We start from the raw sequence: 15,420 nt of genomic DNA on the forward strand, positions 1-15,420 counted from the left end.
GGAAAAAGGATGACATTTGTTTTATACTACAAAGGAAAGGAGAATGCATATGCGGATATTAGTAGTTGGCGGAGGTGGCGTTGGTGGATACTTTGGCGCAAGACTTGCGGAAAAAGGAGAAGATGTTACTTTTTTAGTACGAGAAAAGAAAAAGAAACGCCTTACCGAGCAAGGATTACATGTGAGAAGTATTCACGGAGACATTGATTTAATCCCATCTCTTTTAACGTCAAGCGATAAAGCAAACCCATTTGATCTCGTCATTTTCACAACAAAAGCGTACCACCTTGATCAAGCCATTCAGGATGTTCGTCCTTTTACAGATGAACAAACTTTGATTCTACCGTTGTTAAATGGCGTTGCTCATTATGAAACGCTTGATAAAGCATTTGGCGAGAATGTGATAGGCGGTCTTTGTTTTATTGAAAGCGCTATCGACTCAACCGAAGCAATTCGACAAACAAGCCAAGCTCACCGTCTCGTATACGGAAGTCGATCAGATCGTCAAACAGATCGAGTCGAACAGCTACATGCCCATTTTTCAGGAACAAAAGCAGATTTCATATTTTCGACTAACATCGAACAAGAAATTTGGCATAAATACCTGTTTATCACGGTGGCATCAGGTATCACAACTCTTTTCCGTTCAAGTATTGGTCCCATTCTCAGCAATGAAGAAGGCAAAGCCTTCATTAGAAGATTTTTAACTGAATGCGTTACGATCATGAAGGCTGAAGAAGCGCCTTTGTCCCCGACTATTATCGCTGATCATATGCGTACCTTTGAATCCGTTAACGCTGACATGAAGTCGTCCATGCTCCGTGATATGGAACAGCGTTCAACAACAGAAGCCCGCCATCTTCAAGGTTACTTAATAAAACGGGCCGCAAAACACGGTATTGAAGTCCCAACGCTTTCAACCGTTTACACAAATGTAAGCCTTTACGAAGCAAGACTTACATAAAACACAAAGAAGGCGTGGATTAAAAAACCACGCCTTCTTTCGTTTATTCTTTTCCTTCAAGAATGGCTACAGCTTCTTTAAGTGTCTCAGGTTGTCCTACATTCCCTGGAAAAATCACATACGCTTTCCCCGGGAACTTACTTTCCTGTCCTGTCTTCCAAACAGGAATTCCTGGTTTAATTTGACCTGCTACTACTGCTCTTTCAACACTTAGACCAATCGTCCCAATACTACTCGATGTTATGCCGCCTTTTGCTACGATATAACTCGGCTCAACTTCTAGATCCCGCACTATGCTTGTGACTGCATCAGAAATTTTAACCGATTGTTTTAATTCCTCTTCTTGCATATTGTCACCTAAATCCAGACGCTCTCTGCGTGTATAATAAACAACCGATTCCCCATTTTTAATGGCCTCTTCACATGCAAGACGTACACGTTTCGTTTCTTGTACAAATTTCTCGTCATCTTGCACAAGATGAACATCAAATTCGATTCCTTTTACTAAGCCACTATCAAGAAGGTGCTTAAGTTGTTCCGTTGTTTTTTTCACGTGGGAACCTACTGCAATTAGTCCACCATGCTGACTTCCTTTTGTGACCATATCTTCTCGTTTAAGTAACGGCTTATCTGTGATACCACCAATAACCTTTGTCAACGCAGCAGCACTTCGAGCGATAAAATGCTTCCCTTGCTTTAACGCTCTTAATAAAGCCGTTGCAAACACTTCAACATCTTCATAGCCAACAGCATTCACCACAATTTTTTGGAAGTCAGTCGCTGCGGATAATTGTGCTGTAATTTTTTCAATGGCAACATCTCGTAAATCTTCAAGGGAAATGTAAATCGTCTCTTCTTTTTGGTAACGACCATTTGTTTTTTCTTCGATGTACTCACCTAAATGAGAAGAAGCAAAACCAAATGTGCGGTCATTGGCAAATTCCGTTTCTCCAGCCGGCACGAGTTCTGTACCATTTTGAACGTAATGAATATTATTAATGGTAAAGCGTCCTCCTTCTTTAAAGAAAGGAATGATAATTTCCCCATCAAAGTGCTTTTGTCCCATGGATTCAATTTTCGTTTTAATGGTTTCGGTTTCTAATGGATAATGTCCACGTAATGTTGAATCACCACGGCTAATAAGCAAATATGGAGTATTCTCCGCATCCGCAACTTCTTGTACACGTTCCGCAATTTCTTCATGACATTGAATGGTTTCCTCTTCAGTAAAACCGCGTGAATTCGTTAATATAAAGAACATCGATTGATCTTCTTTGAAACCAGCTTGAATCGATGCTTTCGTCCAATCTGTAAACACAGAAACGCCATGAACGGTTTGAATGCCTGTTGGATCGTCATCTAAGACAACAATCTTATATGGAGATGCTTGTTGTTCTGCTTTAAGAAGTGACTGTATTTCATGGCGATCGACAGGCTTAATGCTTGCAAACGTCTCTTCCACATTTAACTGTTTCATTCGTTCTCCTCCTTGCGCTGAACGATTACATTGGCTAGCTTTTCATAGTGTTGAACAATGCCACCGTGATCGATTGCTTGCTTCCCATCAGCACTTAATGAATGGAAAATCTCAAGCAATTGACTGGAAAGCGGTAATGGAACGTGCATTTCATGCGCAGTATTCATAACGTTCGTTAAATCCTTCATATTAATATCAATTCGACCACCGGCGACAAAATTACGATCTAAAATCATCGGTATTTTTGCGTCCATCACGGTGCTACCAGCTAGACCACCACGAATCGCTTGATACATTTTTTCAATATCAATACCTGCCTTGGATGCCAATACAAGCGCCTCCGAAACAGCCGCAATGTTTAAATTAACAATAATTTGGTTTGCAAGCTTCGCTGTTGTTCCACACCCAGCGTCCCCAACAAGAACAATATCTGTTCCCATCGCTTCTAGCACTGGTTTTGCTTGAGCAAAAACGTCTTCTTCTCCACCAACCATAATGGCAAGTGTTCCATCAACGGCTTTAGGTTCTCCACCACTTACAGGGGCATCCAAGAAATGTACACCTTTTTCTGCTGCATGTGTCGCCATTTGCTTTGAATCAACAGGTGATACAGAGCTCATATCGACAATGATTAACCCTTTTTCTGCTCCTTCAATTACACCATTTACACCAAAAACAGCTGCGCGAACATGTTCACCTTTTGGTAACATCGTAATAAGTACATCACTGTTTTCAGCTACTTCTTTTCCTGACGAAGCTGCAACGGCACCTTCAGCAGCGATTGCCTTTACTGCATCTTGATTAAGGTCAAATGCCGTTACGCTAAAACCAGCTTTTAATAAATTTCGCGTCATCGGCATACCCATAATACCTAATCCAATAAATCCTACACGTTTGTTCATGTTTCTTCTCCACCTTTATCTCTGTTGTTAATTATTTATTTCTGTAAGTAAAGCCGGAAAAAACCAACTAAATAGTCGGTTTTTCCATTGTCATTTAAAGTCCTGGTAAGAATCCTGCGATTGCACTTAAGAAGAAAATAAAGGCAAGTGCCGTTACACCAGCAATGAATCCTCCTAGACTCCAAACACGAAGCGTTTCTGCAACGGACAAACGCCCGAATTTAGACACTACCCAGAAGCCTGAGTCGTTCGGTAATGAAAGACCGATACCTCCCGCACAAATGGCAAGTCCAAGTAGAACTGGCGACACACCTAAATCAATAGCCATCGGCCCTAATATACTCGCTGTTGTAACAAGAGCAACGGTTGCACTACCAAGAGAAGCTCTTAGGATTTGTGCAAAAACAAAACCTAATAATAGTGCAGGCATGTTCATCCCCTGCATAACACTAATCAACAGATCACCTAAACCTGTTTCTTGTACGACTCGTCCAAAAGCTCCACCAGCACCTGTAATTAAAACGACCATACCAGACGCTTCAAATGCTTGACGAAATACCGTTGGAGTTGATTCCTTAATGTATTTAGGCAAAACAAACATTGCGACAACAACACTGATCAAAAGTGCCATGTTTTTATCGCCGATTGTTGCAAAGATCGTCGGAATGATCTGCTCTTGATCATTGCGGTAAATGACGTTATTAATTAACGTGTTGGATAAGATGAGTACAATCGGTAATGCGAGCATCGCGTATGAAAGCCAAGTCGGTATTTCACGTGATACTGTGTTATCGACGTTTTCAATATCTTCAACTGCATCATCTAATCGATTACCATTTGGAATTCGTTTGCCGATAAACTTCCCGTAAAGAACACCACCTACTAACGTTGCCGGAATGGCTACTAGTAAACCGTAGAGAAAGAATATTCCTATGTCTGTGCCCATTTGGTCTGCAACAACTAATGGACCAGGAGTTGGAATAATTAAGCTATGTGAAACAATTAAGCCAATAGCAAGAATGGCTACAAAGGTCGCCAATGAAATCTTTGTTTTAATTGATAAGCTTTGTACAAGTTTATTTAAGATAATAAAGGCTGCATCAAAAAATACTGGGATTGCAACAGTTGTAGCTGTAGCAGCCAATGCATATGGTGAATTTTTTATTCCGAATGCCCGCAACATAGAGCTAGCAATTTTCTCAATGGCACCAGAGGCAGCAAGGAACTGACCAAAGATGATTCCAAGACCGATTAAGATCCCGACGCCTGTAAGAGTAGCACCAAACCCTTCTGCAACAACAGTCGGTACATTACGTGTAGGAATGGCCGATACAAGACCAAGTCCAACAGCGATGACGAGTAACGAAATAAATGCATCCCATTTGAATTTCATAATAAGAATAAAGAGAATGATAAGAGCGACAACAAATCCGATAATTAATCCATTGCCAGTTAACATGAGCCCACCTCATTAAAATGACTTTTTAATTGTTTTAGCGTTTGTAAATCGTTATTTTTTCATGCGTGTGACGGCCAAACGGGACTGATTTATTTTTTGCTTGGCATCCTCACCTGCTTCAGCCGCAACTCGTGTATAAAGCGTATCCATTAAAACGAGTTGAACGAGCCTTGAAATCATTGCATCTGATTGATGCTTCGTTTCATGAGCTTGAGTTAGAAAGACATTATCTGCAACACTTGCAATACTTGAATGCTCATTTGCGGTAATTACAATAAGATAAGCCCCGTGTTTCTTTGCCATCTTTAACACTTCATATATATTTGTCGTTTCTCCAGAATGAGAAATCGCCAGAATCACATCTTTATTCGTCATGTGGCTTGCATAAATTGCTTGATAATGCGGATCTTTAACTGAAAGTACATTCCCGCCTAAACGCATAAATTTGTGCGCACCGTCTTCAGCCATTGTGGCAGATAACCCCTGACCAAAGAAGTAAAGCCTGTTCGCTTCTATAATGGCTTGAACCGCTTCTTCCACACGTTCATTTGAAAGCCTTTCTTTTGTTAAAGCCATGGCTTGAAAAACCTGATCGGCCATTTTTTCAAAAATAGTCTCTGCCATATCTTCTTTTGCAATATCAATAATCTCTAAAGAAGACGGTTTCATATCAGCCATTTCTTGCGCTAACGCAACTTTAAGCTCTTGATAGGACTGATATTCAAGCTTTTTATACAAGCGAACGACACTAGGTTCACTTACTTCACTTAGCATCGCAAGTTCTCCCATAGACAGAAGAAATGGTTTGTCCTGCACTTTTAACTGATGAATAATCTTTTCTTCAGTTGCCGTAAGCGATTTCTTTTTAAGCGTAATGCGTTCTTCAAACCGAAGCATTCTCTTCCCTCCTCATTTCTGTAGTAATATTACTACATATGTAACGCTTACACAACAGGATTTTTTTCTTTTTCTACATAATTCGACTTGATTTGTACAAAATAGAGGCTTATTATGTGCTTAACATGTAGTTTTAACTACAAAGTAGGAGGAATTGGTAATGTTTACTACAACAAAAGACGTTCTCGCTTATGCAGAGAAAACAAACACAGCCATTGCAGCATTTAATTGCTACAACGCCGAAACGATCCAAGCCGCTGTAAAAGCAGCAGAGAATCAACAGCAACCAGTCATTATAGCGTATGGGGAACGGTACAAAGAGTATATGAACTTAGAAGCTTTTGCTGCCTTTACCAAAGTGATTGCCGAACAAGCTTCCGTTGACGTGGCTCTTCACCTTGATCATAGCTATGAGTTTGAAACGATTCGTCGTGCTGTTCATGCTGGATTTACATCGGTTATGTTCGATGGATCAGCTTTATCATTGGAAGAAAACATTAAACAGACAAAAGAAGTCGTTGATTTTGCACATGAACACGGGGTTGATGTTGAAGCAGAGATAGGCTCTATGCAAAAAGGTGCTTTCTCCGATGAAGAAGAAGGTGACGGTCGCTTAACAGATCCTGATGAAGCAGCAGATTTTGTTAAAAAAACAAATGTTGATTTTCTTGCCGCTTCTATTGGAACCGTTCATGGAATGTATGATGGTGACCCAGAGATTCGTTTAGATTTACTTGACGCTCTTAAAGAAAGAATTGATACTCCACTAGTTTTACACGGCGGTTCAGGAACACCTGAAAAGGAAGTACTTCAAGCTATTGAAAAAGGTATTCGCAAAATAAATGTCAATACAGAAATATCTTTGACTGCTGTCGAAACCATTACTGAGACAGTAGACAAGAATCCAAAAGCACACTTAAGTGTCGTCATGGAAAACGCTCAAAAAGCAATGAGTAACCATATGGAAAAGGTTGTTACACTTTATAAAAATAAATAAGCTACAAAGAATGGAAGCGACCTAAAAAGGGTCGCTTTTTTTAATGTATGTTTTCTTTTCGGTTCCACATAATAAGCTTTATTCAGGGAAAAGGAGGGTCAGTAGTATGAGTAAATCAAAAGATTCCAAATCGGTTTATCTGCAGCCCGCCAAAGCTTTGGATAAGAAGATTGCGTACATTGAGCAGATTATAGGAAAGAGCGATGATCTCGTTCAGCGTCCATTTTCTTTTGGTAGTGATCATACAATTCCAGCTTCCCTTCTATACATAGATGGCTTAGTCGATGATCGCGCCTTACAGAAAATGATGGCTGGAGCGAAACAAACAGAGCCATCGGTAGAAAACCCTATTGAGGATATCCAACTTAGCTTAGAAGAAATCGGCCATACAGAAAAAGCATTAACGTATAACATCATCTTAGAAAAACTTTTAAAAGGAAATGCAATTTGCTTAACGGAAGGTTCTTCTTCTGCCATTGCTGTCGCTATCCCTCAATTCTCAGAACGCACCGTCGCAGAACCGACTACTGAAACGGTTGTCAGGGGTCCTAGAGAAGGATTCGTGGAAAATATGAGAGTGAACACTTCATTAATTCGCAGACGATTATCGGATGAAAACCTTTGGATTGAATCTATGACCTTAGGCGAGCGCTCACGAACAACGATATCCATTGCTTACGTAAATGGCATTGTCGATAAAACGTTGGTAAAAGAACTTTATAGTCGCTTAAAAAGAATTGACACAGACGGCATTCTAGAAGATGGCAGCTTAGAAGAATTGATTCAAGATTCTTTTTACACCCCTTTCCCTACCGTTTACACAACCGAGCGACCTGATACAGCTGCCGCACATTTATTAGAAGGTAAAATTGCCATTATTGTGGACGGCACACCGATGGTCATGATTGTCCCTGCGTTGTTTGTCCATTTTTTTCACAATACAGAAGACTACACACAACGATCCGATATAAGTACGTTAATTCGCATCCTTCGATTTGGTTGTATTTTAATCGCATTATTAGGGCCTTCCTTATATATTGCCGTAACAACCTTTCATCAAGAGCTCATTCCAACTGGCTTATTAGGTAATTTAGCTGCTCAGAGGGAAGGTACACCTTTCCCTACTTTCATTGAGACATTATTAATGGAGTTGACGTTTGAAATTTTACGCGAAGCTGGTATTCGAATGCCTCAGCCTGTTGGTCAGGCGGTCTCGATTGTTGGCGCAATTGTCATTGGTCAAGCGGCTGTACAAGCTGGAATTGTATCTGCTGCCGTCGTAATTGTCGTTTCCATAACCGCTATTGCTGGCTTTGTGTTCCCAAGTTACAACATTGGCATCCCCATCCGCATTTTGCGTTTTGCTTTCATGGGACTCTCTGCTTCTTTTGGATTAGTCGGGATTTGCGTTGGGTTTACAGCACTTCTCCTGCACCTATCGAGCTTAAAATCATTCGGAATTCCTTATATGCAAGGCTTCACACCATTTGTTTTAAAAAATCAACAAGATATGATCTTTCGAGCACCTAAATGGATGATGAAAGAACGCCCTACACCGGGAGATTCCCTTGATCGAGTAAGGAATCGAACAAAGCGCCCAAGCCCAGAGAAATAAAAGGAGGTAGTGCACAATGTCCTTAAAACGATTTTTCATACTCATACTTGTCATGTGCCTGCCACTTTCGGGGTGTTGGGATCGCTGGGAACTCAACGAATTGTCGCTAATTGTTGGCATGGCCATTGATAAAGATGATGATGAGTATATCTTAACAATGCAAGCAATGAATCCAGCAGAAATTGCTTCTCAGGAAACAGGTAGAGGCTACGCTCAGGCGATGAATGTCCAGGAACGTTCAAAGACTATTCATGAATCTTTAAGAAAAATGGTGCAGAAATCACCACGTCGTGCATTTATCTCGCAATTAAAAGTATTAATTATAAGCGAAGAAGTGGCTAAAGACGGCTTAGAGAATGTGCTTGATTTCTTTTATCGTGACCACGAGTCCCGTTCTGATTATTACATTGTCATTGCCTATGACAACAATGCTTACGACATTCTGGATATTATTACACCTCTTGAAAATTTACCTTCACAAAATGCCTTTGATTCCATCACGTTTTCACTCCGATCCTATGGCGGAACGAAAGCGATCACAATTGATGAACTATATCAAGAGATGATGGCAGAAGGTATTGAGCCATCCATTATGGGCATCACCGTTTCAGGTGATTTAGAAAAAGGACGCACAAAAGCGAACGCAGAGGTCAATTCCCCTCTCTCCATGCTTCATATTAATAAAGCTGCATTATTTAAAGAAAATAAGCTTGTTGGTTGGCTAGGTCAAAAAGATAGCAAAGGCCTTGATTACTTAACTCATGATGTAAGCGACAGTGTCGGTAGTTTCACATGCCCTGGTGGTGGTCAGATTGCTCTTGAAGTAAAAGATGTACAAAGACAACTAAAAACGGAAATTGACAACAACCAACCGAAAGCAAACTACAAATTTGACATTGAAGCAACTATCTCAGAAGTGGATTGCACAACGTTAAACCTTGCCCTGCCCTCATCTTATAAAAAAGTGGAGCAGCTAGCGAGCGATGAATTTAAAACAACGTTAAACAGCACCATCGAGAAAGTAAAAGAGCTTAATACAGACGTGTTTGGTATCGGTCAAAATATTTATCGTAACCACCCTAATTATTGGGAGGCACACCAAGATGAGTGGGACACATTATTTAAAGAACTTGAGGTCAACATTGAGGTTGACATTCAACTGACTGATAGTGGAAGTATTGTGAATTCGTTTTTAAAGGAAGGTGACCAAAAATGATTGTCTTTCAACTGCTCTTATTAGCTGGTGTCGCCTTCCTTATCTATATCAGTCAGAGTAAGAAGTTAAAAGGTGATAAAAAAATGTCTATACTCTTTTTCACAATCCTTAGCATCGGTCTTTTTTACGGAACTACCTATATTTTACAAATTGAAATACCCAGCTTGGCAAATAAAATGACATCAATTGTAAAATCTCTTCAAGGAATGAAAACATGAGCAAAGAAAAACTAACAACCAATCAGTTTCGCATGCTTGTCTTATTTAGTACGTGTAGTACATCTCTTTTAAGCATGCCCTTGATCTTGGGCACTATGGTAGGAAGAGATGCTTGGTGGATTGTTATTTTCGGAACGCTCCTAGGACTGCCACATATTTTTTTATTTCAAATGCTGGCACGACGCTATCCTCAAAAAGATATTTTCGAAATAAGTCGAGATATTCTTGGTAACAAAGCTGGAGTTATCGTTGTTTTACTTATAACAGCACTTCCGCTACTAACTGTTTCGACAAAGTTACACTACTCTCTCTCATTCATCAATAATCATCTGTTGCCTGAGACACCTTCCGCTATGGTGATGTTTATTAGCATGTCTATTGTTGCGATGGGCGTTTATTTAGGAATTTGCACACTTGGACGCACAGCAGAAATGCTAAGCATTTTCTTTTTTATCCCTTTGTTTACGCTGTTTGTGCTAAAAGCATCCGATATTCATCTTGAATTTGTTTTACCCTTTTTTCGTGGAGAGCAAAATCAATATGTTGAAGCCATTCTGTTTTATTTAGCCATTACTGCGTGTAACAATTTTCTTATTTTAAGTATTTTCCCAAAGTATGTTTCTGACAAAAAGAGAGCGGGTCGAGCATTTTGGCAAGGACACGTACTCGCTTGCACCATTTTATTTCTCGTCACGCTCCTTTGTATTTCTGTACTAGGGCCCGAATTAATGACTACTGCCTATTATCCGTTATTCGCATTGACTCAAAGGGTTTCATTCGGAAACTTTGCAGAACGTATTGAAGCATTGTTAACAATTCTTTGGTTTATTACAATTTATTTCAAAATTTGCCTATACCTTTATGTCAGCGCTAAAGGGATTGGAAACATGTTTCAACTTAAGAATATAAAGCCACTTGTGTTGCCGCTCGCCCTTCTTTTCCTCTTCATACCGCTGCAAGCATTTGAAGATGCGGCTGCTGATTATGAGTTTTACATTGGCCCAGCGATGTGGCTTTCTCTCGGAATTGGTGGCATCTTACCGATTGTTCTTGTTCTTATAAGCTTCTTTACGTATAGAAGGAAGCGACCACTGAACGATTCTCAAAAGCCAAGCCAAGGATTATAAAGGAGGAATAAATAAAATGAAATCTAATCACACGTTCACCGCTGTTGCTTACACGTTCATTGTTATTTATGCAACGTGCAGTACCGCCCTCCTTGGTATTCCTGCTACTTTGGCTTTTTTCGTAGGACAAGATGCGTGGTTATTCCCAATTATCGGAAGCATTATTGGCATTCCTATCGTCTTTCTTTATACGATGATTGCACGCTGGAACCCTAAAGGGACCATTTATCATATGAATGATTGGGTGTTCGGAAAAAAAGTTGGAAAAGTGTTTACTGCTCTATTTTTACTTTTTCCTCTTTTTCATTTTCCTGCCATTGTCTCTTACAATGTGGGCTTTATTGGTAATTTCTTGTTACCAGGTACACCACCATTCGCCATCTATTTAATGTGTATACTCATCATCGTTTACGGAGTATACTGTGGCATTGAACCAATTGCTCGGACAGCTACTTTAATTAGTGTGTTTTTTATACCACCTTTACTCTTATTAATAGGTTTAAATGTACCTGATGTGGATATAAAAATGGTGCAACCTGTTATGCAGTCAAATTTTTCCGATAGCATAAATGCACTCTCTTTTTTCATGGGTAATGTCGTCTGTAACGTCGTGATACAACTCACCATTTTCCCTAAGTATCTCACCTCAATTAAAAATGGAGAGAGGGCTCTTTGGATTGGTTATTCCATCGGATGTACCATTCTTATCATTATGACTTTTCTTTGCATAACCGTTATGTCTCCCGAAGTAACGAGCAGAGATTTTTACCCTGCTTTGTCCCTTGCTCAACGAATCGAATTAGGTGAGTTTCTTGAGAGGATTGAAGCAACCATAACGATTTTATGGTTTATTTCCATCTACTTTAATTTGTTGCTCTATCTATTTGCTATAATGGAAGGCATTTCGCATTTATTTAAGTTAAAAGATAGCAAAGCGCTTTTAATGCCTATGGGTATGTTGCTTTTATTTATTGGCGTCACCATGTTTGACAGTGTCGTACAAGAAAGAGAATTCTATCGATTTGTGAGCATCCCACAATCGATTCTTTCCGGCTTTGGTATTCCCTTACTCCTTGTTAGTATTGGTATCATAAAAAGAAAAAGAAAAAAATTACCTCTCTATCCAAGTCACTCAAAAAAACCTCTATCTACAGGGCCTGCTTCATCAAATGTAAAGAACTGAAGCCAGAGTGACTTCAGTTCTTTTTACTTAACTATTCTCTTGCTTCAGGCCATCAATGATACTTTCTTTCTTCATTTTCGATGAAGCGTACCTCATTGCAAAAGTGACAATCCCAAACACAGCTATGATAACAGAAATGATTGCCACCCATGGAATTGTGAATGGATAGACAAAGCTTCCTACCATCGTATGATACATGCCATACATAATTCCCAAACTAAGTGGTAAGCCGATGATCAACGAGTGAATGCCATAAAAAAGACTTTCATAACGAATCATTTTTCTAAATGAATGTGGCGTCATGCCAATAGATCGATACATCGCTAACTCTCTTTTACGTAAACCTACACCTGTTGAAATGGTGTTGATAATATTCGCAACGGATATAAGCGTTATAAGGGCAATGAATCCGTACGTAAATACACTAACGACGACCACCATCTGCAAGTCACTTTCAACCCGTTCATAAAAATTATATGTCTGTAATTGACCGTTACCCAATGCTTCAATGGCCGCTGCAGTTTCATTTGGATCATCACTTTTTAGGTAAAGTTGCTCGTAACCCACACTATCATCTTCTATGTCTGCCAATAGTGCTTCCAACGTTTCCGTTTCCATCATTAGAACGAGATTCCCTAAATACACGTTTCCAACGCTTAACGGTCGTTCATCAGTCAATCCAATCACTTCGACTGGCGCAAGCGGGGTTCTTACATTTTCGTCGTCCCAATCTTGATGAATCAATTGAATCGTGTCGCCAATGGACGTATCAATCGCATTCGTCTGCACGTACTGTCCTGCGTCATCGTCAGGGTATTGGATCGTTTCTAGTACAATTGCCGGCACCGTATTATCTGCACTTCTCTGCTCGCCTGTTTCAGTAGCATCACCAAGTATCGCTTCATAGGACGCTTTATCTAAGCCAATTAGATCAACGGTATAGTCAAATTCCTCAATCGTTTGTCCCCATGTGTCGATGTCTCTTTTCAGTCGCTCAGGAATTTGCGCTTCCCTCACATCACCTATAACTGTGACCGATGTGATTAACTGAGCTGTTTGAACACGCTCCATTGCCTCTCGGTCCGTCAATATACTCTCATAGTCACGTTCACCCTCCTCTGAATACACCGAGATATCGTATTGAGGATCTTGCTGGGTCATCATCATCGATTGTGTCATAGTTGAAGTGAAGAAGGTAACAGAAAGAAACAAAATAATGCTCACAATTAATGAAAACACAGTAATATAATAGCGCTTTTTGTTTCGCTTTAAATTTTTTAATGCAAGTTCTGCCTCCATACCATATAACCATTTTGTTAGCTTAGAGGTTTTCAGCACTTTTTTTGTTAATTTAACATCATGTGTTTGACGAATTGCATCAATGGCAGAAATTTTTGATGCTCTTCTTGCCGGTACATAACACGAGAAGAAGATGGTTACAATGGATATAGCCAATGCTGCCAGAACAGCCGTTGGGGTAACAACAGCGTACAACTCTTGATCTATTCCTAGAGTCGATTGAAACATGCCGTCAATGAAATGGAACGTGATAGCAATGCCAGTATAGCCTGCTAATAGGCCAATGGGGATACTAATGGCTCCTATAAGTACTCCCTCAAAATAGACGGAATTACGTTTTTGTCTTTTAGTAGCGCCCACACTCGATAGCATCCCTAACTGCTGCGAGCGTTCAGAAACTGAAATGGCAAATGCATTAAAAATAAGCGAGATAGACCCGATGACAATAATGACTAAAATGATGGTGATTGCTGTATAAAGTGTTAATTGCAATTCATCATTAAGGGTTAATCCATAATAACGTAACAGTTCATCATTAAAGCTAGCATCCTTCCCTAGCTCCTTATTTAGGATTTTCACATCCCCATAAAGAGAGCGATTAACGTGATCCACAACAATCAGTCCTGCTGATACGGTTTCAGAGACTAGTTCTTTCTCATCATACATTGTAATGGCCGTATGAGCTGGACCCCATGCTGGTTCCCAAGATGGTACCTCAATAAAGCCAACAATTGTAAATTCACGTTCACCTGTAATCTCTAACGTTTCTTCATTGGGGATGTATTGACCATCCGTACCATATGTTCCCTCAGGTAAAGAATACTCATCTAAAAAGAGCCCCTCTTCATCAAAGCGATTTCCATACGTTAATGTGATTGTCTCGCCAAGGGAGAAAGCTTCTTCCACTGCTGTAGAAAGCACTAACTCTTTCGATGAATGAGGTAACCTGCCAGATGAAAGCTCAATCGGAAAATAATTAAAACCTGCTTCGTTAAATTCATTTATAAACAGAAACGATTTATTTTCGTCAGACGATCTCGCGTCCTCTTCTACGAATCCCAACTTGTTATGGAGAATTAACTCACTTGTTCGATCAAATGTCCGCAACGCTTCTACTTCAGGCCCACTAACGTCTTCATACGCCACATGCCATTCACCAGTGTTTGAAATAGCATTTCGTTGCAGCAAATCCATCATAGAGGCAGCAATCGTTGTAACAGCAAAAATCATTGCCACTGAAATAATGGTTCCGAATAAGGTTACGATGGTGCGTTTTTTGTTTTTTTGTAGATTTCGGATCGTTAGTTTATTAACGATGTTCATCGACCAGTCACCTCGTCACTGGCAATCTTCCCATCTTCAATTGTAATAATCCGATCAGCCTGTAAAGCGATTCGTTCATCATGAGTAATGACAATTAAGGTTTGCTTTAGCGAGCGATTAAAATATTTTAATAAGTCGATAATCTCTTTACTGTTTTTACTATCTAAATTTCCAGTCGGTTCATCGGCAAGCATAATCGCCGGGTTGCTGACAAGCGCCCTACCAATCGATACCCGCTGTTGCTGACCACCAGATAATTGATTTGGTAAATGATGTAATCGTTGCTCTAGCCCGAGTCGACTGACCATCTCGTTTAAACGTTCAGCTTCCACTTTATGCCCATCCAGTAAAATGGGTAGCGTCATGTTTTCTTCTACCGTAAGAATGGGGATAAGATTATAAAATTGATAAATTAATCCTATTTGTCTTCTTCTAAAAATGGCAAGCTGTGTTTCGTCTAACTCATACATATTTGTTTGATCAACTAGAACGTTCCCACTTGAAGGTCGATCAACACCACCTAATAAATGTAATAGTGTAGACTTCCCAGATCCAGATGGCCCGATAATCGCCACAAATTGTCCTTTCGTAACTGAAAAAGAAACGTCGTCAAGAGCCTTCACTGCGGTATCACCTTTTCCGTACACTTTAGACAAATTTTCTACTTTTAACATCTCCACGTTCATTCCCCCAGAAAACTTATTACCCATAGTATAATTGTCTAAAGTGACGTAAGCGTGACA

The 15,420-nt window shown here is 39.9% G+C and carries 13 protein-coding genes; 7 read left to right on the forward strand and 6 right to left on the reverse strand.

Going from position 1 to position 15,420, the window contains the following annotated elements; translation table 11 throughout:
* The first annotated feature begins 49 nt into the window (after window positions 1-49).
* Window positions 50-964, forward strand: coding sequence for a ketopantoate reductase family protein (locus tag FPV17_RS18100; protein ID WP_144559795.1), 915 nt, complete (start codon window positions 50-52; stop codon window positions 962-964).
* A gap of 43 nt (window positions 965-1,007) precedes the next feature.
* On the opposite strand, the gene FPV17_RS18105 is transcribed toward FPV17_RS18100, so the two are convergent.
* The 4 genes from FPV17_RS18105 to FPV17_RS18120 form a co-directional block, all read right to left on the reverse strand.
* Window positions 1,008-2,441, reverse strand: a complete 1,434-nt coding sequence (locus FPV17_RS18105; protein ID WP_035397974.1) for a four-carbon acid sugar kinase family protein — start codon at window positions 2,439-2,441, stop codon at window positions 1,008-1,010.
* The gene (gene garR, locus FPV17_RS18110) at window positions 2,438-3,343 is read right to left on the reverse strand and encodes a 2-hydroxy-3-oxopropionate reductase (RefSeq protein WP_144559797.1); all 906 of its coding nucleotides are present in this window, start codon (window positions 3,341-3,343) and stop codon (window positions 2,438-2,440) included. The genes FPV17_RS18105 and garR overlap by 4 nt, the downstream gene beginning before the upstream one ends.
* A gap of 94 nt (window positions 3,344-3,437) precedes the next feature.
* Window positions 3,438-4,802 (reverse strand): GntP family permease, encoded by a 1,365-nt coding sequence (locus FPV17_RS18115; protein ID WP_035397978.1) that lies wholly within the window; start codon window positions 4,800-4,802, stop codon window positions 3,438-3,440.
* 51 nt (window positions 4,803-4,853) lie between these two features.
* A complete protein-coding gene (locus FPV17_RS18120; RefSeq protein WP_144559799.1) occupies window positions 4,854-5,699 on the reverse strand; it encodes a MurR/RpiR family transcriptional regulator in 846 nt (281 codons plus the stop codon).
* A gap of 160 nt (window positions 5,700-5,859) precedes the next feature.
* Here FPV17_RS18120 and FPV17_RS18125 point away from each other — a divergent pair, with 160 nt between their 5' ends.
* From FPV17_RS18125 to FPV17_RS18150, 6 genes are all read left to right on the forward strand, one after another.
* Window positions 5,860-6,696 (forward strand): class II fructose-bisphosphate aldolase, encoded by an 837-nt coding sequence (locus FPV17_RS18125; protein ID WP_144559800.1) that lies wholly within the window; start codon window positions 5,860-5,862, stop codon window positions 6,694-6,696.
* 106 nt (window positions 6,697-6,802) lie between these two features.
* Window positions 6,803-8,311, forward strand: coding sequence for a spore germination protein (locus tag FPV17_RS18130; RefSeq protein ID WP_246117068.1), 1,509 nt, complete (start codon window positions 6,803-6,805; stop codon window positions 8,309-8,311).
* A 16-nt stretch (window positions 8,312-8,327) separates the two neighbouring features.
* Window positions 8,328-9,527 (forward strand): Ger(x)C family spore germination protein, encoded by a 1,200-nt coding sequence (locus tag FPV17_RS18135; protein WP_144559804.1) that lies wholly within the window; start codon window positions 8,328-8,330, stop codon window positions 9,525-9,527.
* The gene (locus FPV17_RS18140) at window positions 9,524-9,745 is read left to right on the forward strand and encodes a hypothetical protein (RefSeq protein ID WP_144559806.1); all 222 of its coding nucleotides are present in this window, start codon (window positions 9,524-9,526) and stop codon (window positions 9,743-9,745) included. The genes FPV17_RS18135 and FPV17_RS18140 overlap by 4 nt, the downstream gene beginning before the upstream one ends.
* Window positions 9,742-10,872, forward strand: coding sequence for a GerAB/ArcD/ProY family transporter (locus tag FPV17_RS18145; protein ID WP_144559808.1), 1,131 nt, complete (start codon window positions 9,742-9,744; stop codon window positions 10,870-10,872). Before FPV17_RS18140 ends, FPV17_RS18145 begins: the two co-directional genes overlap by 4 nt.
* Window positions 10,873-10,888: 16 nt before the next feature.
* A complete protein-coding gene (locus FPV17_RS18150) occupies window positions 10,889-12,055 on the forward strand; it encodes a GerAB/ArcD/ProY family transporter (protein ID WP_144559809.1) in 1,167 nt (388 codons plus the stop codon).
* A gap of 27 nt (window positions 12,056-12,082) precedes the next feature.
* Here the strand turns inward: FPV17_RS18150 and FPV17_RS18155 are convergent, their stop codons facing one another.
* On the reverse strand, window positions 12,083-14,677 hold the full coding sequence (locus FPV17_RS18155; RefSeq protein WP_144559811.1) for an ABC transporter permease: 2,595 nt from the start codon (window positions 14,675-14,677) through the stop codon (window positions 12,083-12,085).
* Window positions 14,674-15,357, reverse strand: a complete 684-nt coding sequence (locus FPV17_RS18160) for an ABC transporter ATP-binding protein (RefSeq protein ID WP_035397996.1) — start codon at window positions 15,355-15,357, stop codon at window positions 14,674-14,676. The genes FPV17_RS18155 and FPV17_RS18160 overlap by 4 nt, the downstream gene beginning before the upstream one ends.
* Between the last annotated feature and the right edge of the window lie 63 nt (window positions 15,358-15,420).

Source organism: Shouchella miscanthi, assembly GCF_007725405.1.
In the GTDB taxonomy this organism is placed as follows: Bacteria; Bacillota; Bacilli; order Bacillales; family Bacillaceae_D; genus Shouchella; species Shouchella hunanensis.

Bases quoted from the DNA above. Each gene is read 5' to 3' on its own strand.
- FPV17_RS18100 (WP_144559795.1), top strand. From the start codon at position 50: ATGCGGATATTAGTAGTTGGCGGAGGTGGCGTTGGTGGATACTTTGGC.
- FPV17_RS18105 (WP_035397974.1), bottom strand. From the start codon at position 2,441: ATGAAACAGTTAAATGTGGAAGAGACGTTTGCAAGCATTAAGCCTGTC.
- garR (WP_144559797.1), bottom strand. From the start codon at position 3,343: ATGAACAAACGTGTAGGATTTATTGGATTAGGTATTATGGGTATGCCG.
- FPV17_RS18115 (WP_035397978.1), bottom strand. From the start codon at position 4,802: ATGTTAACTGGCAATGGATTAATTATCGGATTTGTTGTCGCTCTTATC.
- FPV17_RS18120 (WP_144559799.1), bottom strand. From the start codon at position 5,699: ATGCTTCGGTTTGAAGAACGCATTACGCTTAAAAAGAAATCGCTTACG.
- FPV17_RS18125 (WP_144559800.1), top strand. From the start codon at position 5,860: ATGTTTACTACAACAAAAGACGTTCTCGCTTATGCAGAGAAAACAAAC.
- FPV17_RS18130 (WP_246117068.1), top strand. From the start codon at position 6,803: ATGAGTAAATCAAAAGATTCCAAATCGGTTTATCTGCAGCCCGCCAAA.
- FPV17_RS18135 (WP_144559804.1), top strand. From the start codon at position 8,328: ATGTCCTTAAAACGATTTTTCATACTCATACTTGTCATGTGCCTGCCA.
- FPV17_RS18140 (WP_144559806.1), top strand. From the start codon at position 9,524: ATGATTGTCTTTCAACTGCTCTTATTAGCTGGTGTCGCCTTCCTTATC.
- FPV17_RS18145 (WP_144559808.1), top strand. From the start codon at position 9,742: ATGAGCAAAGAAAAACTAACAACCAATCAGTTTCGCATGCTTGTCTTA.
- FPV17_RS18150 (WP_144559809.1), top strand. From the start codon at position 10,889: ATGAAATCTAATCACACGTTCACCGCTGTTGCTTACACGTTCATTGTT.
- FPV17_RS18155 (WP_144559811.1), bottom strand. From the start codon at position 14,677: ATGAACATCGTTAATAAACTAACGATCCGAAATCTACAAAAAAACAAA.